The following is a 25738-nucleotide window of genomic DNA, read 5'->3' as shown; positions in this document are numbered from 1 at the left end:
GTGGGGGAGCGCAGCGGGTCAACGGCCCTGGGCCGGAAGGAACTCGACGAGCTGGTAGTGGATCCGCTCGCCGAACGGCGAGTCGTAACCGACGGCACGCAGCAGTCGCGGGCGCCGGCCGTACTGCTGGGCCAACTCCGTCAGCTTGGCCGTGTTGCCGAGACTGGTGAACCCCAGCAGCAGTCGGCCACCGGGTGCGAGCCGCCCGGGGGCGTCGCGCAGATAGGCGGCGTGCGCACGGTAGTCGGGATCGTAGAAGGCGAGTCGCAGATCGCCGCCGGCGGGGGCGCCCGGCCCCTCGCCCGGGTCCTCCACGAAGTTGGAGTTCCAGAAGACGACGTCGTAGCGCTCGCCCGCCGGCAGCGCTGCGAACAGGTCGCCCCGGTGGACCGAGAGCTGGTCGGCGACACCGTGGCGCCGCGCGTTGAGGGCGATGTTCTCGGCCGCGGCAGAGGTGATGTCGGTGGCGTGCACCGGGCGGCAGCCACGCAGCGCGGCGGTCACCGCCAGGTAGCCGGTGCCGGACCCGATCTCGCAGAAGGAGCCGCCGACGGGGTAGGGGATCCACTCGGCGTACAGCGCGGCGGAGCGGGTCAGATGGGGTGCGTAAACGCCGGGCAGCAGGTCCCAGTCCCGGCCGAGCAGCCGGAACGTGGTTCTACCGGATATCCCTTCGTGCTGGTTCAGCAATTGCCGGGCCACCTGGGACGCTGTCGAATCCATGGACAAGAATTCCCTTCCCCCTGCTGGAAGTCATGGAGAACTGCTGGGGCGTTGGCCAGAGAATGTACCGTACGGTCGCCGTGGGACAACACCCCGAACCGAGGAGATTTCAGGAGTCGTAGTGTGTGTCATACCGCTTTCCGCTGTTTCACGGGTTGACGAGGTGATGTGATGAGCGCGCCGAGTGGTCTTGCGGGAAAACGGTCCAGAGGTGTGCCGATAATCGATGAAGAGCTGCCCGGGGACCCCTTCGAGCTCTATTCTTCCTGGTGCGCGGAAATTCCTCGTGACCGAGGAGTGCTGGGCGTGCGTGCCGTGTTGGCCGCCACGGGGGCCGGCGGCCGTCCGGCGATGTGGTGCACCCGCGTGGTGCCGCTGCCCGGCGGGTTCGCCTGCTTCCTGCACCACCGTGGCAGGGTCGGAGCCGCGCTCGCCTCGCACCCCGAGGTGACGTTGGCCTTCGACTGGTCGGAGCGCGGACGCGGCGTGCTGGCCGCAGGCCGCTGTGCCCGCCTGCCCGCAGTCGACTCGGATGCGTTCTTCGGGCGGCTCACGGAGCGGGAGCAGTTGGCCGTCTGGGCGGCGGGAATGCAGGAGGAAGGGAATTCCCGGGCCGCGGCCGTCGCGGCCGCAGCGGATATTGCCGACCGGTTCAGCGGCCAGTTGATACCGCGCCCGGGTTACTGGGGAGGCTATCGGATCACTGTCGATGAAATGCTGTTCCAGCAGGGCAGTGACGACGGCGTGACCGACTGCTTCCGATACGGGAAATCTCCCGGAGAGGGAGCGTGGAGCGTCGTGCGCAGCACGCCATGACGGCACCGGAAAAATCTCTCACCGGTGCCGGCGAAAGCGCATCGGGGTGTCCCTGAGAAGAGGAGAGTCAGTGCTTGCGGGTTGTGTGGAATGGCCGGACGAATTTGTCTCTCGATACGTTGCCAAGGGGTATTGGGAAGCCCGGAGTCTGGGTGGACTGCTGCGCGACTGGGCGCGGGAGCACGACGGGCGGACCGCCCTGGTGGACGGCGAGCAGCGGTGGACGTACCGGGAGTTGGACGAGCGGGCCGACCGCTTGGCCGCGGGCTTCCGCAACCTCGGTCTGGGGCCGGGCGACCGCGTCGTCGTCCACCTTCCCAACACGGCCGAGTTCGTCGCGGTGGTCTTCGCGCTCTTCCGGCTCGGCGCCCTGCCGGTCTTCGCGCTCCCCGCACACCGTCACTCCGAGATCAGTTATCTGTGCGCCTACGCCGAGGCCACCGCGTACGTCATCCCCGATGAGCACCAGGGGACGGATTTCCGGAAGATCGCCGAGCGGGTTCTGGCCGAGGTGCCTTCCCTGCGTGAGGTGGTGGTGGCAGGCGAGCCGGGCCGCTTCACGGGGCTCGACGAGCTGTACGTCGAACCGTGCCGACTGCCCGAACCGGACCCTGGCGACGTCGCCTTCTTCCTCCTCTCCGGTGGCACCACCGGCCTGCCGAAGCTGATCCCGCGCACCCACCGCGACTACGCCTACAACGTCCGGCTGAGCGCCGACAACGCCCGCTTCACCCAGGACACGTCGTACCTGGCCGTGCTGCCGGCGGCACACAACTACGCCTTCGGCTGCCCCGGCGTCCTCGGCGCACTGCGCGCCGGCGGCAAGGTGGTGCTCGCCGACAGCGGCAACCCCGACCTCGCCTTCCCCCTCATCGAGCGGGAGCGGATCACCGTGTCCGCTCTGGTGCCACCACTGGCGCTGGTGTGGACGGATGCCGCGGCGACCACCCGGTACGACCTGTCCAGCCTGGAACTGCTCCAGGTCGGCGGAGCCCGCTTCGAAGCAGTCGCGGCACGCCGCATGCTGGACCGGTTCGACTGTGTTCTGCAGCAGTCCTTCGGCATGGCGGAGGGGCTACTCGCCCAGACGGCCCCCGGCGACTCCGAGGACATCGTCACCCGTGCCCAGGGCCGCCCACTGTCCCCCGATGACGAGGTGCGGCTGGTCGACAGCGCGGGACGGGACGTAGCGGAGGGCGAGACCGGGCTGCTCTTGGTACGCGGCCCTTACACCCTCCGGGGGTACTACCGTGCCGACGAACACAACGCACGCGACTTCACCCAGGACGGCTTCTTCATCACCGGAGACCTCGCCGGCCGCACGCCGACCGGTCACCTCGTCGTCCGGGGCAGGGTGAAGGACGTCATCAACCGCGGCGGCGAGAAGGTGTCGGCCGATGAGGTGGAGGGCCACCTGCTGGCACATCCCGAGGTGCGCGATGTCGGCGTGGTCGCCGCCCCGGATGCGCTCCTCGGCGAACGCACCTGCGCCTTCGTGGTGTTCCGCGGGCGACAACGGGAGGGCGCCTTCGGAGAACTGGCCGGCTTCCTGCACGAGCGCGGCGTCGCCGACTACAAGATCCCCGATCGCTGGGAAGCACTGGAGGAACTGCCGAGGACCGGCGTGGGCAAGGCCGACAAGGCACAACTGCGCGCTCGCGCCGCGCGTGCGGCGGCCCGCCGGCCCACCCGGATTTCCCGCGGCGGCCGAGGAGGCACCCGATGAGCCCGGACGAACAGTCGCCCGCTGCCACCCATGACACCCCCGTCCTTGTGGTCGGGGCCGGCCCGGTAGGCCTCGCCGCCGCACTGGCGCTCCGCGCGCTGGACATTCCGGTGACGGTGCTGGAGGCCCGGCCGCGCGACGCCCAGCGCCCGGGCAGCCGTGCTCTGTACGTGCACCGCACGTCACTGCGGTTGCTGGAGCAGGCCCGCCCGGGCCTCGGGCGCGAAATGGCGGACTACGGAACGGTCTGGCACGCCCGCCGTACCCTCTACCGGGGGCGCGAGGTCTACGCACGTACCTACCCACCGGCTTCGGGTCCCGGCCTGCCGCCGTTCACCAGTCTGCGGCAGATCGACACCGAGCGCTTCCTCCGCGATGCCGCGGAATCCGCGGGCGCCCGCATCGAGTGGCACGCCGAAGTCCGTGCTGTCGCCGCCTCCTTGAAAGCCGTGCAGGTCACCGCCGCCGACGGACGACAGTGGACGGCACAGTACGTCGTCGCCGCCGACGGTGCGCGGTCCGCGGTCCGGCGTTGTGCGGGCATCGAGTTGGGCGGCAGCCGGGCCGAAGGTTTCCACGTCGTCATCGATGTGGCCGACGGCTCACGGAAGCGGCCGGCGATCCGCGAGTTGCACTATGCGCACCCGCGAGCGGGCGGCCGCCATGTGCTGACGGTGCCTTTCACGGGCGGATTCCAGGTCGACCTGCAGTGCAAGGAGGACGACCCGGTCGAGAAGTTCACCGACCCGGATGTGCTCCGGCGGTGGCTGCCCAGGATGACCGGCTGCCCGGAGGCGATCGGCGACCTGATGTGGGTCTCCCAGTACCGCTTCCTGCAGGTACTGGCCGACCGGTTCACCGACGGCACCGGCCGGATCCTGCTGGCCGGCGAAGCGGCGCACCTCTTCCCTCCGTTCGGAGCGCGGGGGATGAACAGCGGCATCGCCGACGCCGACGCCGCGGCCACGGCGATCGCGCTCGCGCTGTCGGCGGTTTCCGCGGAACGGGGGCGCGCCGCTGTGGAAGCGTACGCGCGTGACCGTCGTGCCGCCGCTGTCGACAACAGCGCGGCGGTAGGTGCGGCCCTCTCACACCTGCGGCCTGCCGGGAAACTCGCCCTGGCGAAACTCGAAACCGCCGGCCGCCTGGCGCCCTGGGTCCCACGTCTGGGCGAGTGGCTGGAGCGCGCCCCGTACGGCCCGCGCACGCCCCACCGGAGGCGCCCCGGCCCTGGCTACTGAGCACCGCGTCCGCGTCCGGCTCGGCCCCTCCGGTGTCGGACGCGGTCTCCCGGAATCTTCTCGTACCGCTGCCTCAGGTCGGCGAGTACGGGATGGCAGGTGACCAGGATGCGGGCTGGGCGGCCCGTTGCGATTTCGCAGGCGAGAGGGCCGTATAGCCTGAGCAAATGCTTACAGAAGTCATTGCGACTCGTTATGTGACTCCCTTGAGGGAGGGTGGGTCGCTGCCGGGGATCGTCGAGGGGGACGACCTCGGTACGTACGTCATGAAGTTCACCGGGGCCGGGCAGGGGCGGAAGACGCTGGTTGCTGAGGTCGTGTGTGGGCAGTTGGGGCGGCGGCTCGGGTTGCGGGTGCCGGATCTGGTGCGGATGCAGCTGGATCCGGTGATCGGGCTGAGCGAGCCCGATCAGGAGGTGCAGGAGCTGTTGAAGGCGAGTGGGGGACTCAATCTCGGCATGGATTACCTGCCGGGGTCGTTGGGGTTTGATCCGCTGGCCTTTGAGGTGAGTGCCCGCGAGGCGGGGCGCGTGGTGTGGTTCGACGCGCTGATCAACAACGTCGACCGGTCCTGGCGGAATCCGAATCTGCTGGTGTGGCACGGAGAGCTGTGGCTGATCGACCACGGCGCGACGATGATCTGGCACCACAACTGGGCGGGCGCGGAGAAGGCGGCGCTGAAGCCGTACGACGCCTCCGATCATGTACTGGCGACGTTCGGGCCGGATGTGGCGGGGGCGGCGGAGGAGTTCGCGCCCAAGGTGACCGAGGAGCTGCTGACCGAGGTCGTCGCGGACGTGCCGGACGAGTGGCTGGTGGACGAGCCGGGGTTCGACTCCACGGACGAGCTGCGCCGGGCGTACGTGAAGACGCTGCTGGCCAGGGCCGGCGCGATCAGTGGCAACATCAAGATCGGCGAGCGTACGAAGGACGGGCCTTCGAAGGTGCCGGGCTGGCTGGCCACCGAGCTGCCGCGGAGGGCAGTGAAGTGAGCGGACTGCACAACGGACGGGACGTCTTCGAGTACGCGCTGCTGCGGGTCGTACCCCGGGTCGAGCGCGGCGAGATGATCAACGCGGGCGTGGTCGTCTACTGCCACGCGCGGCGCTTCGTAGAGGCGCGTACGCATCTGGACGAGGCGCGGCTGCGGGCCCTGGACCCTTCGGTGGACGTCGAGGGCGTACGGGCGGCGCTCGGCGCCGTCGAGGGGATCTGCCACGGCGGCGAGCGGGCGGGACAGGCGGCGGGGGACGACGTGGGCCGGCGGTTCCGCTGGCTGATCGCGCCGCGCAGCACGATCGTGCAGCCGGGGCCCGTGCATACGGGGCTGACGGCCGACCCCACCAAGGAGGCGGAGCGGCTGCTGGACCTGTTGGTGCGGTGACGCTACCTATTGGCACCTGTTGGCACCCGTTGGTGCGGTGACGGGGGCTGGGCGTATATGGGGTACGCGGGCGGGTACGGGGTTTTCCGTGTCCGCCCGCGGTCGTTCGATGCCGCAGGTGAGGCTCTACGTCGGCTCGACGTCGCAGGTGAGGTGTGTAACGGGGTCCCGTGGGGCGTTGACACGGAGTGCCCCGGCTTCTAGCGTCAGCTCTGCTGAAGCGACTAAGCGGTTGCTCACCCGCCTTCCGGGAGCGGTGAGCCGCTTTCGAGGTGAGGAGAACCCCGCATGTCCACCACCGAGCAGCGCGTAGCCATCGTGACCGGCGCCGCCCGCGGCATCGGCGCCGCCACCGCCGTGCGCCTGGCCGCCGAGGGCCGCGCCGTCGCCGTACTCGACCTGGACGAGGCGGCCTGCAAGGACACCGTCGAGAAGATCACCGCGGCCGGCGGCAAGGCCATCGCGGTGGGCTGCGACGTGTCGGACTCGGCGCAGGTGGAGGCCGCCGTCGCGCGCGTCGCCGACGAGCTGGGCGCGCCGACCGTGCTGGTCAACAACGCCGGTGTGCTCCGTGACAACCTGCTGTTCAAGATGAGCGACAGCGACTGGGACACGGTCATGAACGTGCACCTGCGCGGCGCGTTCCTGATGTCCCGCGCCTGCCAGAAGCACATGGTGGACGCCAAGTTCGGCCGGATCGTCAACCTCTCCTCCAGCTCCGCGCTCGGCAACCGGGGCCAGGTCAACTACTCGGCAGCCAAGGCCGGTCTGCAGGGCTTCACCAAGACGCTCGCCAAGGAGCTCGGCAAGTTCGGCATCACCGCCAACTCCGTCGCGCCCGGCTTCATCGTCACCGACATGACCGCGGCCACCGCCGAGCGGGTCGGCATGGGCTTCGAGGAGTTCCAGGCCGCGGCCGCCACCCAGATCCCCGTCCAGCGCGTCGGCAAGCCCGAGGACATCGCCAACGCCATCGCCTTCTTCACCGGCGAGCAGGCCGGCTTCGTCTCCGGCCAGGTCATGTACGTGGCCGGTGGCCCGCTCAACTGACCCGACACGCAGCCGCCGACGTAGCCGTAAGGGATCGGAATCGGACATGACTGAGCAGGACAACGCCAAGGTCGCTCTCATCACGGGCGCCAGCCGCGGCATCGGGTACGGCGTCGCCGAGGCCGTGCTCGCGCGCGGCCACCGGGCCGTGATCACCGGCCGCAACGAGGACGCCCTCAAGGAGGCCGTCGAGAAGCTCGGCGCGGACCGGGTGATCGGCGTGGCCGGCAAGGCGCACGACGAGGCCCACCAGGCGGCCGCCGTCGAGCAGGCCATGGAGGCCTTCGGCCGGGTCGACTACCTCGTCAACAACGCCGGTACGAACCCGGTGTTCGGGCCGATCGCCGAGCTGGACCTCGCGGTCGCCCGCAAGGTGTACGAGACCAACGTGATCTCCGCGCTCGGCTTCGCCCAGCAGACGTGGAAGGCGTGGCAGAAGGACAACGGCGGGGCGATCGTCAACATCGCTTCCATCGCGGGCGTCTCGGCCTCGCCGTTCATCGGCGCGTACGGCATGAGCAAGGCCGCGATGATCAACCTCACGCAGCAGCTCGCGCACGAGTTCGCGCCCGTCGTGCGGGTGAACTCGATCTCGCCCGCCGTGATCAAGACGAAGTTCGCGGCGGCGCTGTACGAGGACCGCGAGGCGGAGGCGGCGGCGCAGTACCCGATGGCGCGGCTCGGCGTACCGCAGGACATCGGCGGCGCCGCGGCGTTCCTGCTGTCCGACGACGCGGGCTGGATCACCGGCCAGAACCTGGTCATCGACGGCGGGCGCTTCCTGAACGCCGGGGTCTGAGACCCGGACCGGCCGCCGGGACCCGAGCGCAGGGGGTCCCGGCGGCCGGCGTTGTCAGTGGTCGCCGGTAGGTTCTCCAGTGAGAGATGCGGAACCCACCCGGAGGTCGTTGACGTGATGCCCGACATGCTGCCCGAGTCCTGGCGCGGCGTACTCGGCGAGGAGCTGACCAAGCCCTATTTCCAGGAGCTGACGGCCTTCGTCGAGGAGGAGCGCGCCCGGGGGCCGGTCTACCCGCCGCGCGAGGAGGTCTTCGCCGCGCTGGACGCCACGCCGTACGACCGGGTGAAGGTGCTCGTCCTCGGCCAGGATCCGTACCACGGCGCGGGCCAGGGGCACGGCCTGTGCTTCTCGGTGCGCCCCGGCGTCCGGACCCCGCCGTCCCTGCGCAACATCTTCAAGGAGATGCACGACGAGCTCGGCACGCCGATTCCGGACAACGGCTATCTGATGCCCTGGGCCCAGCAGGGAGTGCTCCTGCTGAACGCGGTACTGACCGTGCGGGCCGGCGAGGCCAACTCCCACAAGGGCAAGGGCTGGGAGAAGTTCACCGACGCGGTGATCAGGGCGGTGGCGAGCCGGCCCGACCCGGCGGTGTTCGTGCTGTGGGGGAATTACGCGAAGAAGAAGCTGCCGCTGATCGACGGGCAGCGGCATGTGGTCGTGCAGGGTGCGCACCCCTCGCCGCTCTCCGCGAAGAAGTTCTTCGGCTCGCGTCCCTTCACCCAGATAAACGACGCGGTCGCGGCCCAGGGCCACACACCGATCGACTGGCGCATTCCGGACCTGGGCTGAGCGGGGCCCCGTACGGGGGCGGGGCCGTACGGGCGGCTCGCCGTGCTGGGCGTCCCGGGCGCGGTTAGCGTCGGGGGAGCAGGCGGTGAGGCGGCGTACGGACGCGGGAGAGCGCAGTGGGACAGAGGCGGCACGGGGCGAGGGCCGGGCACGGCGTCCTGACCAGGATCGGGCAGGCCGTCATGCTGCACCGCGGCGGCGACCGGGAGGAGGCCCGGAAGCGGATGACCGCACTGTGGCAGGAGCTCGGGCCGCGCGCCGACGCCTACCACCGCTGCACTCTCGCGCACTATCTGGCCGACACCCAGGACAGCCCTCTGGAGGAACTGCGCTGGGACCTGCGGGCGCTGAGTGCGGCTCAGGGCAGCCGGGGCCATGCGGACGCCGGCCGCACCGAGCTGCGGGCGCTGCTGCCCGCGCTCCATCTCGACCTCGCCGCCGACTACGCGCGGCTCGCCCGGCACTCCGAGGCCCGCTGGGAGCTGGGCCGCGCCCGTACGGCGCTGGACGCCCTGGAGGACGACCCGCACCGCCAGGGCATCCGGGCCGACATCGAATGCCTCCAGCGACGACTGGACCGCGCGGGCGGCCACCGCTCCTAGCAGGCACGGCGCGCCCCAGGCGTGGCGCGTCACACGCCGGTCAGCGGGGCAGCCGATCGCGGCGCGTGTCAGACGCCCGTGTCGCCGTCCAGGCGTTCGCGCAGGAAGTCCGCGTGGCCGTTGTGGCGGGCGTACTCCTCGATCATGTGCAGGTAGATCCAGCGCAGCGTCAGTTCCTTGCCCGGCGGCCGTCCCGGCGCCGGCTCGTCCAGCGTGCGGCCCTCGGCGGCCTTGACGGCCAGCTCCGTCTCGGCCTGCCAGGTGGCCAGCGCCTCGGCCGCGGTGTCCTGTTCGCCGAAGTGCCAGTCGCGGTCCCAGTCCTCCTCGTCGCAGTAGAGCCACGGGAGGTCCTCGCCGGTCATGATCCGCCGGAACCAGTGCCGCTCCACCTCCGCCATGTGGCGCAGCAGACCGAGCAGGGTCAGCTCGGAGGGCGGTACGGAGGCGGTGCGCAGCTCTTCTTCGGTGAGTCCCGCGCACTTGGTGGCCAGCGTGGCGCGGTGGTAGTCCAGCCAGCGCACCATTTGCGTGAGTTCGTCGCCGGTGCCGATGGGGATGGTGCGTGCTGGATCGGATGTGGTCATGCCGCCCAGCATGGCCGCTGTGGCGCGCGCCGACCCGGTTTTTCCCGGTTCGGTGTGCATGGCCCGCAATTTTGCGCCATAGGGCGCGGCCGCCGGTGAGCCGTCCGGCAGGCAGTGACTCCGCGCGGCCGCGTACGCTCCCCGTACACACTCGGCCCCGTACGCACTCGTACGCTCCCGTCCACACACCACACCGACACACCAGAGGTGAACCCCGTGAAGGTAGGCTGCATCGGCCTCGGCGACATTGCGCGGAAGGCGTATCTGCCCGTGCTCGGGGTGCAGCCCGGAGTCGAGTTGCATGTGCAGACCCGGACTCCGGCCACCCTCGACCGGGTCGCCGACAGCCTCCATCTGCCCGCGCGGCAGCGCCACGCCGACCTGGATGCGCTGCTCGCGGCGGGGCTGGACGCGGCGTTCGTGCACGCGCCGACCGCTGCGCACCCCGAGATCGTCGGCCGCCTCATAGAAGCCGGCGTGCCGACCTATGTCGACAAGCCGATTTCTTACCACTACGGCGAGAGCGAGCGGCTCGTGCGGCGGGCCGCGGACCTCGGTGTCGGCCTCGCCGTCGGCTTCAACCGGCGCTTTGCTCCTGCGTACGCGCAGTGCCTGGAGCACCCGCGCGAGCTGATCCTGATGCAGAAGAACCGCGTCGGGCTGCCCGAGGACCCGCGCACCCTCGTGCTGGACGACTTCATCCACGTCGTCGACACGCTGCGCTTCCTGGCGCCGGGGACCGTCGAGGACGTGCACGTACGGGCACGGATGCGGGACGGGCTGATGGAGCACGTCGTCCTGCACTTGTCCGGCGACGGATTCTCCGCGATCGGCACCATGAACCGGCTCAGCGGCTCGGCCGAGGAGATCCTCGACGTCTCGGGGCAGGACACCAAGCGCCAGGTGGTCAACCTCTCCGAGGTGATCGACCACAAGGGACAGCCGAGCGTACGGCGGCGCGGCGACTGGGTGCCGGTCGCCCGGCAGCGCGGCATCGAGCAGGCGGCGCTGGCCTTCCTGGACGCGGTACGGGCCGGGACGCTGCTGACCGCCGAGGACGCGCTGCGCACGCACGAACTGTGCGAGCGAGTACTCACCGAGGTGTCGGGCCGGGGCGCCTGAGGAAGCGGAGCGTGCGGGTGACGGACTGGGCGGGCAGGTCGGGGCTCCGGTCGCCCGGGGCCCGGGCCGACGGCGGTCGCAGCACCCGCACGCCCGTCCGCAGGCAGTACGCCGCGACCGCGAGCAGCGCCACGTACAGCGGCCAGTCGCCGAAGCGGACGTACGGGCTGGTGCCGTGCGCGAGCGGCAGCGCGTAGACCGCGGCGGTGGCCCGGTCGGTGCCCAGCTGCTCGCCGACCGGTGTGCCGTCCGGCCCGTACACCGCGCTGACCCCGGTCAGCGTGGCGTGCACCATCGGGCGCCAGGTCTCGGCCGCACGCAGCGCGGCCAGTGAGGCGTGCTGATCGGGCGCCCAGCTCTCCTGGAAGGAGGAGGTCGCGGACTGCGCGACCAGCAGCCCCGCGCCGTCGCGGACCAGCCGCCGGCTCATGTCGGGGAACGCCGTCTCGAAGCAGACCAGCGGGCCGAACCGCAGGTCCGGTGACGAGGCCGGGCCCGTCGCCATGACGACCTGGCGGGTGCCGCGATGGCGGTCCTCGGTGGCGGCCTTGCCGACGCTGGTGGCCCAGCCGAGTATCGAGCGGGCCGGTACGTACTCGCCGAACGGCACCAGCCGCATCTTGTCGTAGCGGTCGCCGGTCGGGCCGTCCGGGCCGATCAGTACGGACGACTTGTAGATACCGGGGCGGTCGGCGCGCCGGGCGTCGACGTTCACCAGCAGGTCGGCGCCCACCTCGCGGGAGAGCGCGGCCAGCCGGGCGCGCAGGTCGGGGCGGCGGGTCAGGTCGGCGCCGACGCTGCTCTCGCCCCAGACCACCAGGTCCACGCCGCGACCCCGGAGGGCACGGGTCAGCTGCTCGCCCCGCGCGAACCGGGCGTCCGGACCGGGCACCACGCCCGCCTGCACCACCGCGATCCGGGCCGTGCCTGCGGGCTCGGGGCGCGGCGCCCAGGCCCAGGCGGCGCCCGCCGCGACGGCGACCGCGAGCAGCCCGCCGAGCGCGGTCCGGCGCGCCGCGGGGGACAGCAGCAGCGCGGTCAGCGCCGTGTTCACCGCGACGAGCAGCAGCGTCAGCAGCCAGACGCCGCCCAGCGAGGCGAGCCGCAGTGCGGGCGCCACCTGCCACTGGCTCGCGCCGAACACGCCCCAGGGCCCGCCCAGGTACTCCCAGGACCGGATCAGTTCGATGAGCAGCCAGCCGCACGGTACGAGCACCAGCGCCGCCGCGCACCGCCCGGGGCCTGGTCGGCCCCGCAGCAGATCGCGGACGAGCATCCCCCACGGCGCCCACAGCGCGCCGAGCAGTGCGCCCAGTACGAGCAGGAAGACGTGCAGGCTCGGCAGCAGCCAGTGGTGCATCGCCATCATGAAGCCGGTGCCGCCCAGCCAGCCCTCCAGCGCGGCGCGCCGGGGCGTGGCGGCGGAGGCCAGCAGGGCCAGCCAGGGGACCAGGGCGAGGTACGCCAGCCACCAGAGCGCGGGCGCGGGGAAGCACAGGGCCGGCAGCGCGCCGGCCACCACGGCGGCGACGGCGCGCCACCAGGGGGAGCGGCGGCTCCCGTCCTTCTCGCCTGCCGGGCGGCGCATACCGTGTCCCCCTCTCGGGCCGGACGCCCAGTGTCGGACGCCCAGTGTGCGCCACGAGGGCGATCACGCACAGGGGGCGCGGCGAGGCGGCCTCCGGAGCAAGCCCTGCGGGGGAGGCCCTCAGCGCTCCTTGCCCTGGGGCACCACCTGGCGCCACTTCTCATGGACGACGACCTCCGCCAGCCGCCAGCCCTCCGGGGTGCGGTGGACGGTGAAGGCGTAGCGGCCGCCGCAGGTGTAGTTCGGGGCCACCGCGCCGTGGTCGGCGGGGACGGCGCCGGCCGGGTCCGCGAGCCGCATCGGGTTGAGGTAGTCGGCGCGTACGGTGGCGGTGTCGCCGGGGGCGCCGTCCCGGGTGTCCAGAACGATCCGGCGGTTGACGATCAGGTGCTGGCGGACGGGGAAGTGCCGCATCATCTCCGCGAGCCAGCCGGCGATCTCCTCGCAGCCGCCCTCGATGCCGCCGGCCGAGCGGTAGTCCGCCCGGCCGTCCTTGGTGAAGAGCTCCCGGTACGCGGACCAGTCGCCGTCGTCGACGGCGTGGGCGTAACCGGTGATGAGGTCGTCGATCGCGAGGCGGTCCATGACGGTCGAGTGTTCAGCGCGCTGGGTCACCCTCCGAGTGTTCGGCATCGGCCGGTCGCCGCCAAGAGGCGGGACCGGCCGGTTGAGCGATCAGTTGACGACCGCCGCCTGTTGCGAGGCCGGGGACTGGTCGAACTGGGTGCGGTACAGCTCCTCGTAACGCCCGCCCGCGGCCAGCAGCGCCTCATGGCTGCCGCGCTCCACGATCCGGCCGTCCTCGACCACGAGGATGACGTCGGCGGCCCGCACGGTGGACAGCCGGTGGGCGATCACCAGGGAGGTACGGCCCGCCAGCGCCTCGGTCAGCGCTTCCTGCACCGCCGCCTCGGAGGTGTTGTCCAGGTGCGCGGTGGCCTCGTCGAGGATGACCACCCGGGGGCGGGCCAGCAGCAGCCGGGCGATGGTGAGCCGCTGCCGCTCACCGCCGGAGAGCCGGTACCCGCGCTCGCCGACGACCGTGTCCAGGCCGTCCGGCAGCGAGGCGATCAGGCCGTCCAGGCGGGCCCGGCGCAGTACGTCCCACAGCTCCTCCTCGGTGGCCTCGGGCCGGGCGAGCAGCAGGTTCGCGCGGAGCGAGTCGTGGAAGAGGTGGCCGTCCTGGGTGACCATGCCCAGGGTGTCGCGCAGGGACGCGGCGGACAGGTCGCGCACGTCCACGCCGCCGATGCGTACGGCGCCCTCGTCCGCGTCGTACAGCCGCGGCAGCAGCTGCGCGATGGTGGACTTGCCCGCTCCCGAGGAGCCGACCAGCGCGACCATCTGGCCGGGCTCGGCGCGGAAGGAGACCCCGTGCAGGACCTCGTCGCCGCCCCTCGTGTCCAGCGTCGCGACCTCTTCGAGGGAGGCCAGGGAGACCTTGTCGGCGGCCGGGTAGCCGAAGTGTACGCCGTCGAACTCCACGGCCAGCGGGCCCTCGGGCACCTTGCGGGCGTCCGGCTTCTCGCTGATGAGCGGCTTCAGATCCAGCACCTCGAAGACCCGCTCGAAGCTGACCAGGGCGCTCATGACCTCGACATGGGCGCCGGAGAGCGCGGTCAGCGGCGCGTACAGCCGGGTCAGCAGCAGGGCGAGGGAGACGATCGCGCCGGGCTCCAGGCTGCCGCGCAGCGCGAAGAAGCCGCCGAGCCCGTAGACGACGGCCAGCGCGAGCGCGGAGACGAGCGTGAGCGCGGTGACGAAGAACGTCTGCACCATGGCGGTGCGGACGCCGATGTCACGCACCCGGCGGGCCCGCGCGGCGAATTCGGCGGACTCCTGCTCGGGCCGCCCGAAGAGCTTGACCAGCGTCGCGCCGGGCGCGGAGAACCGCTCGGTCATCTGCGTGCCCATCGTGGCGTTGTGCTCGGCGGCCTCCCGGCGCAGCTGCGCGAGGCGCCGCCCGACGCGCCGCGCGGGCAGCACGAACACCGGCAGCAGTACGAGGGCGATCAAGGTGATCTGCCAGGACAGGCCCAGCATCACGACCAGCGTCAGGATCAGTGTGACGAGGTTGCCGACGACCTGGGAGAGCGTGTCGCTGAACGCCCGCTGCGCGCCGATGACGTCGTTGTTGAGCCGGCTGACCAGGGCGCCCGTGCGGGTACGGGTGAAGAACGCGACGGGCATCCGCTGGACGTGGTCGTACACGGTCGTGCGCAGGTCCAGGATCAGGCCCTCGCCGATGGTCGCGGACAGCCAGCGGGTGAGCAGCCCGAGGCCCGCCTCGGCGACCGCGATGGCGGCGATCAGCCCGGACAGGCCGAGTACCAGCTCCGTGGAGGAGCGGTGCACGATCGCGTCCACGACCCGGCCCGCGAGCAGCGGAGTGGCCACGGCGAGCATCGCCGTGACCGTGCTGAGCAGGAGGAACGCCGCGATGAGGCGGCGGTGCGGGCGGGCGAAGGCCGCGATCCGGCGCACGGTCCCGCGCGAGAAGGGACGCTTGTCCTGTTGCGCGGTGACGGTGCTGTGCAGCGAATGCCAGGCGGTGACTTCCATGTCCATCGCGGTCCTCCGGGAAGCAACGAGGTGTTCGTCGCGGGCCGGGACCGACCGGCGACACATCAGGAAGCTATGACCTCAACCAAAGTTGAGGTCAATTGCTTCCTTCTCCGGAGGGCAAGTGCCCGGCCTCAGACCGCCGCCCGCCGCCATGCCGAGGCCCGCAGCAGCCGCAGCCCGTTCAGCCCCACCAGTACGGTCGAGCCCTCGTGCCCCAGTACGCCCAGCGGCAGCGGCAGATGGCCCGCCAGGTCCCAGATCACCAGGCCGCCGATGCACACCGACGCGATGACGAGGTTCTGGGTCACCAGCTTCCGGGCGCGCCGGGAGAGCGCCACGACGGTGGGCACGGCGCCGATCTCGTCCCGCACGACCACCGCGTCGGCCGTCTCCAGCGCCAGGTCCGAACCGGCCCGGCCCATCGCCACGCCGCTGTCGGCGGCGGCCAGCGCGGGCGCGTCGTTGACGCCGTCGCCCACGACCAGCACCCGCTCGCCCTCCTGCTGCCAGGCGTGCACGGCCGCCACCTTGTCCTCGGGCAGCAGCCCGGCCCGTACGTCCGTCATCCCCGACTCGTCGGCGGTACGGGCGGCCGTACGCGCGTTGTCGCCGGTCAGCAGGGCGGGCTCGGCGCCGGTCAGCGCGCGCAGCCGGGCGACGGCCCCGGGCGCGCCGGCCCGCAGCCGGTCGGCGAGCGCGAGCACGGCGGCGGGCGCGTCGTCGATCAGTACGACGACGGCGGTGTGGCCGTCCTCCTCGTACCCGGAAACCGCCTTACGGGCGGCCGCCGCGTCCGCCGCGCCGTCCAGCAGGGCCGCCGGGCTGCCCACCCGGACCGTGCGCCCGCCGACCTCGGCGCGCACGCCCCGGCCCGGTACGGAGGAGAAGTCCTCGGCGTGCGTCAGCTGCAGGCCGCGCTCGCGGGCTGCGGTGACCACGGCGCGGGCGAGCGGGTGCTCGCTGGGCAGCTCGGCCGCCGCGGCCGCCGCCAGCGCCTCGTCCTCGCCGAAGCCGGGCAGCGCCCGGACGGCGGCGACCCGCGGGGTGCCCTCGGTGAGGGTGCCGGTCTTGTCCATCGCGACCCGGGTGACCGAGCCCAGCCGCTCCATCGCCACCGCCGACTTCACCAGGACGCCGTGTCGCCCGGCGTTGGCGATGGCGGAGAGCAGCGGCGGCATGGTGGCGAGGACGACGGCGCACGGCGAGGCCACGATCATGAAGGTCATGGCGCGCAGCAGCGTTGATGTGAGGTCGGCGCCGAAGGCCAGCGGAATGGCGAAGAGCGCGAGGGTGGCGACGACCACGCCGACCGAGTACCGCTGCTCGATCTTCTCGATGAACAGCTGGGTCGGTGCCTTCGTACCGCTGGCCTCCTCGACCATCGTCACGATGCGGGCGATGACCGACTCGGAGGCGTCCTTGTCGACGCGTACGCGCAGGGCTCCGGTGCCGTTGAGGGTGCCCGCGAACACCGTGTCGCCGGTGCGCTTCTCCGCGGGCAGCGGCTCGCCGGTGATGGACGCCTGGTCCACCTCGCTCGCGCCGTCGAGCACGGTGCCGTCGGCGGGCAGCCGCTCGCCGGGGCGTACCAGGACGGTGTCGCCGACGGCCAGTGCGGTGGCGGCGACCGTCTCCTCGCCGTCGGCGGTGAGCCGTACGGCGGTGGACGGCGCGAGGTCCAGCAGGCCGCGTACGGAGTCCTCGGTGCGCCGGGTGGCCAGGGCCTCCAGCGCGCCGGAGACGGCGAAGATCACGATGAGCAGGCCGCCGTCGAGGTACTGGCCGATGGCGGCGGCGCCGATCGCTGCCACCACCATCAACAAGTCGACATCAAGGGTGCGTTCGCGCAGCGCCGTCAGGCCCGCCCAGCCGGGCTCCCAGCCGCCCGCCGCGTAACAGACCGCGTACAGCGGGCCCCAGGCCCAGGCGGGCGCGCCCATGAGGTCGAGCGGGAAGGCGAGCAGGAAGGCGAGCAGCGCGAGCGCGGCCCAGCGGACCTCGGGCAGCGCGAAGAGCCTGGTGCGGCGGGGGAGCGCCGCGGGGGCCGGTGGCGCCGGCGCGGTGGCGGCGGCCGTGGGCTCGTCGGCCAGCGTGGAAGCCATGGGGAAAGGACACCTCGGAGAGCGGAGACGTCCGCGCGGCGGGGCCGGCGGACGACGGTGCGGACGGGGACGTATTCCACGCACGCATGAAGACCTCTTCATGCGTGTGCGTCACTGCCACCATAGCCGAATACATGAAGAGGTCTTCAAGTATGCCGGTCGTTACGATGGGCGCATGGGACATGGAGTCGACGCCCGGGTCACGCCGGCCGAGCATCTGGACGCGGAGTCCGCCGCGACCATCGCCGCCACACTGCAGGCGCTGGCCACGCCGTCACGCCTGATGATCCTCACCCGGCTCCGCCAAGGGGCCTGCCCGGTGGGGGAGCTGGCCGAAGCGGTGGGCATGGAGCAGTCGGCCGTCTCCCATCAGCTGCGGCTGCTCCGCGCGCTGGGCCTGGTCACCGGCGCCCGCCGGGGCCGCCGCATCGTCTACAGCCTCTACGACAACCACGTCGCGCAGCTCCTGGACGAGGCCGTCTACCACATCGAGCATCTGCGGCTGGGCGCCCGCGACCTGCCGGTGGACGACGCCGAGGCCGAGCAGGTCTGAGGACCCGCCCGGCCACGCCGCTCCGCCGCCGTCAGCTGCTCCGGCGGCCGCCGCCGGTCTGCGCCTGCAGGTCCTCCGCCGACAGGTAGGCGTCCGTACGCTCGAAGTCGCGCAGCGTCGCCTCCCGGCCCGACTGGAACCCGGTCCGTACGAAATCATCGCCCGCGGTGGCGTTGAGCAGCCAGTTCGCGATGGTGCGGAAGCGGGCGGTGCCGGTCCGCAGCGCCATGAGGTGATAGCCGCGGGCCACCACCTGCGCGGGCAGGCCGACCAACTCCTTGCCCAGCGGCCGGGACACCGCGTCGATGCCCCCGAGGTCGACCACCAGCCCCAGGTCCTTGTGCTTGTACGGCGTGGGCAGCTTGCCGTGCAGCGCGGCCATGATGTTCTTCGCGGCGTGCTTGCCCTGCCGCTGCGCGTGCTGCGCGGTGGGCGGGCAGACCGCGCCGCCCTCCTTGGTGATGTCCGGCACGGCGGCGGCGTCGCCGCAGGCCCACACGCCCGGCATCCGCGGCACCGACAGGTCCGCGTGCACCACCAGCCGGCCCTTCACGGTCTCCGCGCCGAGCGTGCCGATCAGCGGGCTCGCGGCGACGCCCGCCGTCCAGATGAGCGTGTGGCAGGGCAGTACCCGGCCGTCGGTGAAGGTCACGGTGTCCTCGGTGACCGACTCCACCGACACCCCGAGCGACACCTCGATGCCGCGGTGCCGGACCAGTTCCATCGCCTTGGTGCCGAGCCGCTCGCCCAGCTCCGGCATCAGCTTCGGCGCGATGTCGATCAGGTGCCACTTGATCTCGTCGGGCTCGATGCGGCCGGCGTAGCGGGCCGCCGCCGCGCTGGTCAGCCGCTGCAGGTACGCCGCCGTCTCCGTGCCCGCGTAACCGCCGCCGACCACGACGAACTGCAGCCGCGCGGCCTTCTCGGCCGGGTCGGCGCAGCACGCGGCGATGTCGAGCTGGGCGATGACGTGGTCACGGATGTACGCGGCCTCGGAGAGCGTCTTCATGCCCCGCGCGTGCTCGGTCAGGCCCGGGATGTCGAAGGTCCGGGTGACGGAGCCGGGGGTGAGGACCAAGTGGTCGTACGACAGGTTGACGGTGTCGCCGGTGATCTGGCGGACCACACAGACCTTGGCGGCGGTGTCCACGCCGATCACGCCGCCCGGTACGAGCCGGGTCCGGTGCAGGATGCGGCGCAGGGAGGGGGCGATGGACTGGGGGGTCACCACGCCGGCCGCCAGGTGCGGCAGAAGTGGCAGATAGAGCTGGTAGTTGGTGGGGGAGACTAGCGTCAGCTCGGCCTCGCGGGCCTCCAGGCCGTGCTCCAGGACGCGGGCGCACTCGACGCCGGCGAAGCCGCCGCCCACGATCAGCACTCTGGGTCGTTCCATCACGGTCCTCGCAAGATCGGCAGCAGGGCCCGGTGGCGGCGCCACCCCTGGACACGCTGGCACGCACCCCTCCGGCCCGCCATCGGGCCGCGGCCGGGGTCGTGCGACCGGGTGAGTACCGGCGTTTCCAGGTGCGCCGGGTGCCCCGCCACGGCGGTCCCATGCACCGCTCTTTTACGCCGCCCGACGCATTGATAAGCGCCTGCGCATCAACGCGCACGGAAGACCTATCGGGATCGCCTTCCCCCGGGACCCGCCGCCGCGGAAGGATGGTGCCCGCGGCGCCGGGGAGCGCCGTACGGGGGATGGCGGGGGCGTCGGCGCACATCCGTGTGCGCGGACGCTCCCCGCATACCCGGACAACGCGCGGAACAGCGGGTCTTCCTCCTCTGCACGCGGCCGAGGGAGTGGAGCGCGGGGGGTGGCGAAGAGTGGCGGACGAGGGGCAACAACTTTCTGATACAACCAAGTTGTTGACTCGGGCCACCAGAGCCGGGTACACCGTATTCACACGTAACGGACCGGCCGATGACCCGGACCCTGCCGACGGCCGGAACGGCGCGGATTCCCGAACGCCGACGGTGGTCGTTGCGCGACCTTACTCCGCGGGTGTCCCCCACCTCCGCAAGACTCCATCGCCGGTGCACGGCGCTTCCGCGCGTCTCGGCCGAACAGTGAAGTGGGGACGGGGATGGCCGAAGAGAGGCGGTCCTTCGGGGGCCGGGAAAGGGCCGTGGGTGCCACCACGGTCATGGAGCTGAGTGGGGAGCTGGACATCCTTGCCAGGATCAATCTGGCCGACCGCATAGATGTGCTCACCAGTACCGGTCGCCCCGATCTGGTCGTGGACCTGCGCCGGGTGACCTTCATGGACTGCGGCGGACTGTCGCTGCTGTGCCGGGCGCGGCTGCGGATCCTGTCGCGCGAGGGGCGGCTGCGGCTCATCTCGGACGACGGCAGTCCCAGTGTCGTCCGGCTGCTGCGGCTGACCGGTCTCCTCGACTCCTTCGAGGTCCACCCGGATCTGCGCTCCGCGCTCGACCCGCTGGGCACGACGTCCGACGACGCCATCGCCTGACCGGTCGCTCTCCACGGCTCGCTGCCTTTCGTGGCTCTCTGCCTGGCTGTCTGCCCTGTGGTGCGCGCACCCTCCTCGATGCATTAATGCACCATTTCTGCCCGGTAGATTAATGCATCAACTCGCCGCGGCCAAGGGGCTCGTGCGGATCGGCGGGCACCTCGCGGCTCGCAGCGCGCCACTCCCCGACGAACTGCCGCACGCTCGGAAAGCGGTGCGGCGGATCGGCGCAGGTGGCCCGGGCTATCACCGCGCGCTGCCGCGGCGTGCCGCGCCACGCCCGCTCCTCGTCGCCCGCGTCCATCAGCAGCCGCGCCGTCCGCCCGAGCGTGTACACCGTCGTACGGACATCGATGACCGCCCCGCGCACCCACTCCTCCGGCGCCATGAACCGCCGCGACCCCGGCAGCCGGTCCGCCTGCAGGACGAAGGGGCCGCGGCGGTACTCGTCGAGATCGATCAGGTGCGGAGTGTGCGTCGCGAAGTCGTACAGCACCGCCCCGTCGTAGAAGTCCACCGCGACGTGCCCGGCCTGCTCGACCGCCAGATGCGCGTCCAGGATCAGGTCCAGCGCCGCCAGCACCCGCTCCACGGGCAGCGCCCGGAAACGGGCCAGCGCGCCGCCCCGGGGCTCGCCGGGGACGCGGGCCGGGGCACGGTGGTACAGCGGCTCGCCGTCCCGCCAGGGCAGTACGGCGGCGGTCCGCTCGCCCACCTGCCACCGGTGCACGTGCGGGACGATCACCGGATGCCGTACGGCGCGGTGGAACACCCAGCCGCGGTCCAGCGACCGCTGCGCCGCGTCCGTGAGTGCCTCCTTCACGCACCAGCGTTCCCCGTCCGGGAGTCGTACGCCGTACGTACGGCACCCCGAGTCGTGCACGGGCCCGGCCGCGAACACCTCGCCCACCCGGGCGAGATACGGCTCGACGGCGGCCACCTCATACGTTCCGAGCAGCGGATGGTCGGTCATGCCCAGCATCCTGCCAGCGGTCCCGGGAGGGCCGGGGCCGCCGCGGGCGCGGCCGGCGATTTCCAGCCGGCCTGCATGCCAGGCCCACCCGATCACGCGTTCCGACCGACGGAAACCGTCGTTATTGAGTAGAAATGATGCATACGCGACGTGGAAGTGGGCGTGATGGTGACCGAGCAGCCAGACCGTGAGGGACCCGGCATCCCGGCGCTGGACGTGTTCGACCCGGCGCCGGTGGCCGTGGCCGTCTTCCACGGGCCCGACCACGTCCTGGCGTACACCAACGCCGTCTACCGGCGGCTCTTCGGGAACCGGCCGCTCGGCGTGCCGGCCCGGGAGGCGCTCTCCGAACTGGAGCAGCGGGAGCACTTCGCGCTGCTGGACCAGGTGTACCGGACGGGCGAGCCGGTGCAGATCGGCCCCGACCGGCCGGTACGCATCGAGGACGCGCGCGGCGAGGTACGGGACCGCTGGTTCAGCCTCAGCTTCTCCCGGGCCGTGCCCGAGGGCCGGGCGGGGGAGCCGGAGAAGGTGGGCGTGCTGCTGGTCGCCATGGAGGTCACCGGCGAGGTCACCGCCAAGGAACGCGCCCGGCTGCTCTCGGAGAAGCGGCTGCGCGTCCTCCACCGGTACCAGAGCCTGGTCACGGCCGGGGCCCAGAAGGTGTGGGTCACCGACCCGGACGGCCGGCTCATCGAGCGCAGCCCCGGCTGGGAGGAGGTCACGGGCATGTCCTGGGACCAGCTGCGCGGCGACGGCTGGCTGGACTCCGCGCACCCCGAGGACCGCGCCGCGCTCACCGAGGCCTGGCGGCGCGCGGTCCAGGATGTGCCGGAGCTGTTCCAGCACCGCTTCCGGCTGCGCCACAGGGACGGCTGCCACCGCCACTGCGAGCTGCGCGCGGTTCCCATCCGGGAGGGCGGCCAGGTCGTGGAGTGGATCGGCGCCTGCACCGACATCGAGGACCAGTGGCTGGCGGAGCGCCGCAAGGAACTGCTGGTACGGGCGTCCGCAGCGGTGACCGAGTCGGCCCGCGCCGACCACGCCTTCGCGGCGGTGGGGCGGGTGATCGTGCCGGAGCTGGCCGACGCCTGCGGGGTGTACCTCTTCCCCGAGGGAGAGCCGGGCACCGAGCTGGAGGGGCGGATCATCCACCGGATCTCCGCCACCATCCGGGACGGGCTGCCGTCGGCGATGGCTCCGCTGCGCCCCGAACGGGTGATCCCCGGCTCGGCCTTCGACCAGGCGATCCGCGAACACCGCCCGGTCCACCGCACCCTCGGCCCCGGCCCCGTACCGCCCGCGAAGGTGCCGCCCGGCGTGGACCGCTGGGCGGAGCAGGCGGGCGTGCACGACGTCGTGATGTTCCCCGTCACCGTCGCGGGGAGCGTCCACGCGGTGTTCACCGTCTACGCCTGCCGCGGCCGGGAACCGTTCAGCCGCGACGAACTCGGCCTCATCCGGGCCGTACTGGACCAGTCCCTGCCCGTCTTCAGCCACGCCCTGGAGCTCCGGCACACCCAGCGCATCGCCCTCGCGCTGCAGCGGAGCCTGCTCACCGATCCGCCCACGGTCGACGGCCTGGAGATCGTCGCCCGGTACGCGCCCAGCAGCATGGCCGACGAGGTCGGCGGCGACTGGTACGACTCCTTCGTGCTGCCCGACGGCGCCACCACGCTGATCATCGGCGATGTCGCGGGCCACGACCTGACCGCCGCCGTCACCATGAGCAAGATGCGCAACATGCTGCGCAGCCTGGTCGTCGACCGGCAGGAGCCGCCCGGCGACATCCTGCGCAGGCTGGACGTGAGCACCCAGATCCTCGACACCGAGGAGGGCACCGCGACCTGTGTGTACGCGCGCATCGAGGGCGAGTCCGGCGGGCCGCGGCAGTTGCACTTCAGCGTCGCCGGGCATCCGCCGCCGCTGCTGGTCACCGCCGACGGCGAGGCGCGGTTCCTGGACGCCGCGCAGGACATCATGCTCGGCGGGCTGGCCACGGACAAGGAACGGGCCAGCACCACCGAACCACTGCCGCCGCGCAGCATCGTCCTGCTCTACACCGACGGCTTGATCGAACGCGCCGACGAGGACATCGACCAGGGCCTGGAACGGCTGCGCCGGGAAGCGGCGCGGCTCGTCAATGAGCCGCTGGACGAATTCTGCCGCGCCCTGGTCGAGGGCCCGTCCGCCACCAGCAACGACGACATCGCGGTGATCGCCGCCCGGCTGCCGGGGCCGGAGGGCCAGGAGCCGGAGGGCTCGGCGACGGTGATGTGAACCCGTGATGTGATCAGGCCCTGGCGTTCTCAACGAGGGCGCAGCGCAGCGGCCGTGGTTCTGACGAACCGGCCGCGGAAGAAGAGCAGCGGGCGGGCCTCGCGCGCGGTCTCCACCCCGAGCACCCGCCCGATCACCACATCGTGGTCCCCGGCGCCGTGCACGGCGGTGATCTCGGCGTGCACCCGTGCGAGGACCCCGCGCAGCGACGGCGTGCCCCATCGGGACAGGTCCCAGCCGAGCCCTTCGTACTTCCGTCCGGCGCGCGAGCCGAAGCGCGCGCTCAGCTCCGTCTGGTCCTCGGCGAGCACATTGGCCGTGAAGCGGCCGGCCGCGCGGATCCGCGGCCAGCTGCGCCCCCGGTGGTCGGCGCAGAACAGCACCAGAGGGGGCGTCAGGGACACCGAGGCGAAGGACTGGCAGGTGAACCCGACGGGCTCGCCGCCGTCCACCGCGGTCACCACCGTCAGCCCGGTCGCGAACGCGCCCATGGCCCGCCGCATTTCCTCCGGCGAAGGCGCGGGGGCCGGCGCCGCGGCTCCCGGCGGTACTGCCGCTCTGGTATCAACTACCGCTCTGGGCTGTGCTGTTGTCGTCATCAGGGTCACCTCGACCGGTCCGGCGCGGGGCAGGCCGCCGCGCTGTGGCTCGACGGTGGACCGTCGCCGCCGGGCCCCCGCGCCGCAGGCCACTGCCGCGCGGTGCTGTCGAGTTCCCCCGGTCCCCTCCCGTACACGGTCCCAAATCCGCCCCGTGTCAGGGAAACCAGGGGCAGAGCCTCACGGACCGGATTGCCGCGCCGGTCGGCGGGTCGACCGGCCGGCCGGTCAGTCCCCGTCGCCCGCCGGGCGGTGGCCGCCGAGCCGCTCGGTGACCTGGTCGGCGGCGGCGCGTACGGCGTCACCGAGCACCGGCAGCTCGTCGGGCGAGACGCGGAAGCGCGGCGCCGAGGCCAGTACGGCGGCCGCGATGTCGCCCCGGTGGTCGAAGACGGGCGCGGCGACGCCCACTTCCTGCAGGCTGGTCTCGCCGTAGTTGACGGCGTAACCGCGCTCCCGGGCTTCCCGCAGGCGCCGGAGATACATGTCCAGGGCCGTGTCGTCGTCCCGGCCCGGCGGGACGATCGTGCCGTTGGTGAGCAGCGTGCGGGCCCGCTCCTCTGCCAGGCGGCTGAGGAAGACCTGTACCGAGGCGCTGTGGGCGGTGCGGTACCGAGTGCCCAGCGGGGTGGTGTGCTTGACCTCGTGCCGGCTGGGCACCTGCTCGACGGAGAGCGATTCGGAACCGTTCCAGAGCATCAGCGCCGAGGTCTCGCCGGTGCGCCGGGCCAGCTCCTGCAGTACGGGGTGGGCGACCCGGCGCACGTCGAGGTCGGCCAGCAGCGGGCCCGCCATGGCGATGACGCCCAGGCCCAGCCGGAACCGCCGGGTCTCCGGGTCCCGTTCGACCAGCCCCTCGTGCTCCAGCGTGGCCAGCAGCCGGGAGACCGTGCTCTTGTGGAGGCCGATGCGGGCGGCGATGTCCGTGACGCCCAGCAGTGGTTCCGCGGCGCTGAACGTGCGCAGCACGGAAATGCCGTTGTGCAGGACGGAGATGCCGCGGCTCTCGCCGGAGGCGTCGGCGTTCTTGTCTGTCCGGCTGTCAGCCATCGTGATCCCTACTACCGGTAAAAGCCGAACCGTACGGTCAGATCGCCTCGCGGATCGCCTGCTCGAAGCCCTCGACGTGGCTGCGGGCCAGTTCGGCGGCCTTCTCCGGGTCGCCCCCTGCGATCGTCCGCAGCAGCGGGCCGTGTTCGCCGATGTGGCCCGCCATGCCGGGCAGCCGGTCGACGAAGAGGCACCACACGCGGGTGGCGAGGTTGTCGTACGCGACGAGGGTGTCCTCCAGGTACGGATTGTGCGTGGCGGCGTAGATCGCGCGGTGCACCGCGAGGTCGAGCCGCATCAGGTCGTCCGGGCTGCGGCCCTGCTCGCCCGCGGCCTCCAGCTCCCGCAGCAGCTCGGTCAGCCGGGTACGGTCCGCGGCGGTGGCGCGGCGGGCCGCCTGCGCCGCGGCCATCGGCTCCAGCTGCCGGCGGACCTCGGAGATGTGCGCGAGGTCGGTGATGTTGACCTCGGTGGCGAAGGTGCCGCGGCGGGGGAAGGTGGCGATCAGCCGCTCGTACTGGAGGCGCTTGAGTGCCTCGCGTACCGGCGTGCGGCCGAAGCCGAGGGACTGGGAGAGCTGGTCCTCGTTGATCGGCGCGCCGGGGCGGATGTCCAGCATGATCAGGCGGTCGCGGATGGCGCGGTACGCCTGCTCGGCGAGCGACAGCTCCTCCGGCTGCTCTTCTGACCTGGACTTCGGACCGCTCATCAAGAC

General features: G+C 72.1%; 24 protein-coding genes. 13 read left to right on the top strand and 11 right to left on the bottom strand.

All coding sequences use genetic code 11. The annotated features are described in order from the left end of the window. Nucleotides 1-18: 18 nt before the first annotated feature. Nucleotides 19-723 (bottom strand): methyltransferase domain-containing protein, encoded by a 705-nt coding sequence (locus AB0I82_RS14700; protein WP_363257586.1) that lies wholly within the window; start codon nucleotides 721-723, stop codon nucleotides 19-21. 171 nt (nucleotides 724-894) lie between these two features. On the opposite strand from AB0I82_RS14700, the gene AB0I82_RS14695 reads away from it, so the two are divergent. The 9 genes from AB0I82_RS14695 to AB0I82_RS14655 all read left to right on the top strand — a co-directional run bounded on the left by AB0I82_RS14695 (nucleotide 895) and on the right by AB0I82_RS14655 (nucleotide 9136). Beyond that, nucleotides 895-1539, top strand: a complete 645-nt coding sequence (locus AB0I82_RS14695) for a hypothetical protein (protein WP_363257585.1) — start codon at nucleotides 895-897, stop codon at nucleotides 1537-1539. Between the two features lie 70 nt (nucleotides 1540-1609). Next, nucleotides 1610-3265 carry an AMP-binding protein gene (locus AB0I82_RS14690; RefSeq protein ID WP_363257584.1) on the top strand — a complete coding sequence of 552 codons (1656 nt, stop codon included), beginning with the start codon at nucleotides 1610-1612 and terminating at the stop codon, nucleotides 3263-3265. Next, on the top strand, nucleotides 3262-4506 hold the full coding sequence (locus AB0I82_RS14685; RefSeq protein ID WP_363257583.1) for an FAD-dependent monooxygenase: 1245 nt from the start codon (nucleotides 3262-3264) through the stop codon (nucleotides 4504-4506). Before AB0I82_RS14690 ends, AB0I82_RS14685 begins: the two co-directional genes overlap by 4 nt. Nucleotides 4507-4673: 167 nt before the next feature. Beyond that, nucleotides 4674-5498: a HipA family kinase gene (locus AB0I82_RS14680; protein ID WP_363257581.1), complete on the top strand. Its 825-nt coding sequence runs from the start codon at nucleotides 4674-4676 to the stop codon at nucleotides 5496-5498. After that, nucleotides 5495-5890 (top strand): DUF3037 domain-containing protein, encoded by a 396-nt coding sequence (locus AB0I82_RS14675; protein ID WP_030263462.1) that lies wholly within the window; start codon nucleotides 5495-5497, stop codon nucleotides 5888-5890. Before AB0I82_RS14680 ends, AB0I82_RS14675 begins: the two co-directional genes overlap by 4 nt. Nucleotides 5891-6178: 288 nt before the next feature. Beyond that, the gene (fabG, locus tag AB0I82_RS14670) at nucleotides 6179-6940 is read left to right on the top strand and encodes a 3-oxoacyl-ACP reductase FabG (protein ID WP_223736559.1); all 762 of its coding nucleotides are present in this window, start codon (nucleotides 6179-6181) and stop codon (nucleotides 6938-6940) included. Nucleotides 6941-6986: 46 nt separating this feature from the next. Then, nucleotides 6987-7739: an SDR family oxidoreductase gene (locus AB0I82_RS14665; protein ID WP_363257580.1), complete on the top strand. Its 753-nt coding sequence runs from the start codon at nucleotides 6987-6989 to the stop codon at nucleotides 7737-7739. A gap of 117 nt (nucleotides 7740-7856) precedes the next feature. Next, nucleotides 7857-8534, top strand: coding sequence for a uracil-DNA glycosylase (locus AB0I82_RS14660; RefSeq protein ID WP_363257579.1), 678 nt, complete (start codon nucleotides 7857-7859; stop codon nucleotides 8532-8534). Nucleotides 8535-8650: 116 nt separating this feature from the next. Then, nucleotides 8651-9136 (top strand): hypothetical protein, encoded by a 486-nt coding sequence (locus AB0I82_RS14655; RefSeq protein ID WP_363257578.1) that lies wholly within the window; start codon nucleotides 8651-8653, stop codon nucleotides 9134-9136. A 68-nt stretch (nucleotides 9137-9204) separates the two neighbouring features. On the opposite strand, the gene AB0I82_RS14650 is transcribed toward AB0I82_RS14655, so the two are convergent. Further along, a complete protein-coding gene (locus AB0I82_RS14650; protein WP_363257577.1) occupies nucleotides 9205-9720 on the bottom strand; it encodes a DinB family protein in 516 nt (171 codons plus the stop codon). Nucleotides 9721-9936: 216 nt separating this feature from the next. Here AB0I82_RS14650 and AB0I82_RS14645 point away from each other — a divergent pair, with 216 nt between their 5' ends. Continuing rightward, nucleotides 9937-10842, top strand: coding sequence for a Gfo/Idh/MocA family oxidoreductase (locus AB0I82_RS14645; protein ID WP_363257576.1), 906 nt, complete (start codon nucleotides 9937-9939; stop codon nucleotides 10840-10842). Here the strand turns inward: AB0I82_RS14645 and lnt are convergent. From lnt to AB0I82_RS14625, 4 genes are all read right to left on the bottom strand, one after another. Then, nucleotides 10814-12430, bottom strand: a complete 1617-nt coding sequence (gene lnt, locus AB0I82_RS14640; RefSeq protein ID WP_363257575.1) for an apolipoprotein N-acyltransferase — start codon at nucleotides 12428-12430, stop codon at nucleotides 10814-10816. The genes AB0I82_RS14645 and lnt overlap by 29 nt on opposite strands. A 120-nt stretch (nucleotides 12431-12550) precedes the next feature. Then, complete coding sequence (locus AB0I82_RS14635; protein ID WP_363257573.1) at nucleotides 12551-13045, bottom strand: nuclear transport factor 2 family protein; 495 nt, start codon at nucleotides 13043-13045, stop codon at nucleotides 12551-12553. Nucleotides 13046-13105: 60 nt separating this feature from the next. Then, nucleotides 13106-14998, bottom strand: a complete 1893-nt coding sequence (locus tag AB0I82_RS14630) for an ABC transporter ATP-binding protein (RefSeq protein ID WP_363257572.1) — start codon at nucleotides 14996-14998, stop codon at nucleotides 13106-13108. 128 nt (nucleotides 14999-15126) lie between these two features. Continuing rightward, complete coding sequence (locus tag AB0I82_RS14625) at nucleotides 15127-17097, bottom strand: heavy metal translocating P-type ATPase (RefSeq protein ID WP_363257571.1); 1971 nt, start codon at nucleotides 17095-17097, stop codon at nucleotides 15127-15129. Between the two features lie 175 nt (nucleotides 17098-17272). Between AB0I82_RS14625 and AB0I82_RS14620 the strand changes: the two genes are divergently transcribed. Beyond that, on the top strand, nucleotides 17273-17650 hold the full coding sequence (locus AB0I82_RS14620; protein WP_363257570.1) for a metalloregulator ArsR/SmtB family transcription factor: 378 nt from the start codon (nucleotides 17273-17275) through the stop codon (nucleotides 17648-17650). A 31-nt stretch (nucleotides 17651-17681) separates the two neighbouring features. Here AB0I82_RS14620 and AB0I82_RS14615 read toward each other — a convergent pair whose 3' ends face one another. After that, nucleotides 17682-19043, bottom strand: coding sequence for an NAD(P)/FAD-dependent oxidoreductase (locus tag AB0I82_RS14615; RefSeq protein WP_363257569.1), 1362 nt, complete (start codon nucleotides 19041-19043; stop codon nucleotides 17682-17684). Nucleotides 19044-19776: 733 nt separating this feature from the next. Here AB0I82_RS14615 and AB0I82_RS14610 point away from each other — a divergent pair. After that, entirely contained in the window at nucleotides 19777-20121 is a 345-nt protein-coding gene (locus AB0I82_RS14610) for an STAS domain-containing protein (RefSeq protein WP_363257568.1), read from the top strand. Nucleotides 20122-20230: 109 nt separating this feature from the next. On the opposite strand, the gene AB0I82_RS14605 is transcribed toward AB0I82_RS14610, so the two are convergent. After that, the gene (locus tag AB0I82_RS14605; protein ID WP_363257567.1) at nucleotides 20231-21094 is read right to left on the bottom strand and encodes a serine/threonine protein kinase; all 864 of its coding nucleotides are present in this window, start codon (nucleotides 21092-21094) and stop codon (nucleotides 20231-20233) included. A 165-nt stretch (nucleotides 21095-21259) separates the two neighbouring features. On the opposite strand from AB0I82_RS14605, the gene AB0I82_RS14600 reads away from it, so the two are divergent. Next, complete coding sequence (locus AB0I82_RS14600) at nucleotides 21260-23374, top strand: SpoIIE family protein phosphatase (protein ID WP_363257566.1); 2115 nt, start codon at nucleotides 21260-21262, stop codon at nucleotides 23372-23374. A gap of 29 nt (nucleotides 23375-23403) precedes the next feature. Here the strand turns inward: AB0I82_RS14600 and AB0I82_RS14595 are convergent, their stop codons facing one another. The 3 genes from AB0I82_RS14595 to AB0I82_RS14585 all read right to left on the bottom strand — a co-directional run bounded on the left by AB0I82_RS14595 (nucleotide 23404) and on the right by AB0I82_RS14585 (nucleotide 25732). Continuing rightward, entirely contained in the window at nucleotides 23404-23865 is a 462-nt protein-coding gene (locus AB0I82_RS14595) for a flavin reductase family protein (RefSeq protein WP_363257565.1), read from the bottom strand. Between the two features lie 336 nt (nucleotides 23866-24201). After that, nucleotides 24202-25023: an IclR family transcriptional regulator gene (locus tag AB0I82_RS14590; protein WP_363257564.1), complete on the bottom strand. Its 822-nt coding sequence runs from the start codon at nucleotides 25021-25023 to the stop codon at nucleotides 24202-24204. A gap of 37 nt (nucleotides 25024-25060) precedes the next feature. After that, the gene (locus AB0I82_RS14585) at nucleotides 25061-25732 is read right to left on the bottom strand and encodes a GntR family transcriptional regulator (RefSeq protein ID WP_363257563.1); all 672 of its coding nucleotides are present in this window, start codon (nucleotides 25730-25732) and stop codon (nucleotides 25061-25063) included. Nucleotides 25733-25738: the final 6 nt, after the last annotated feature.

The organism is Streptomyces sp. NPDC050315, from assembly GCF_040655775.1.
Lineage (GTDB): Bacteria > Actinomycetota > Actinomycetes > Streptomycetales > Streptomycetaceae > Streptomyces.
The sequence above is the reverse complement of the archived record's forward strand: the minus strand, read 5'-3'. Positions and strand labels throughout refer to the sequence as shown.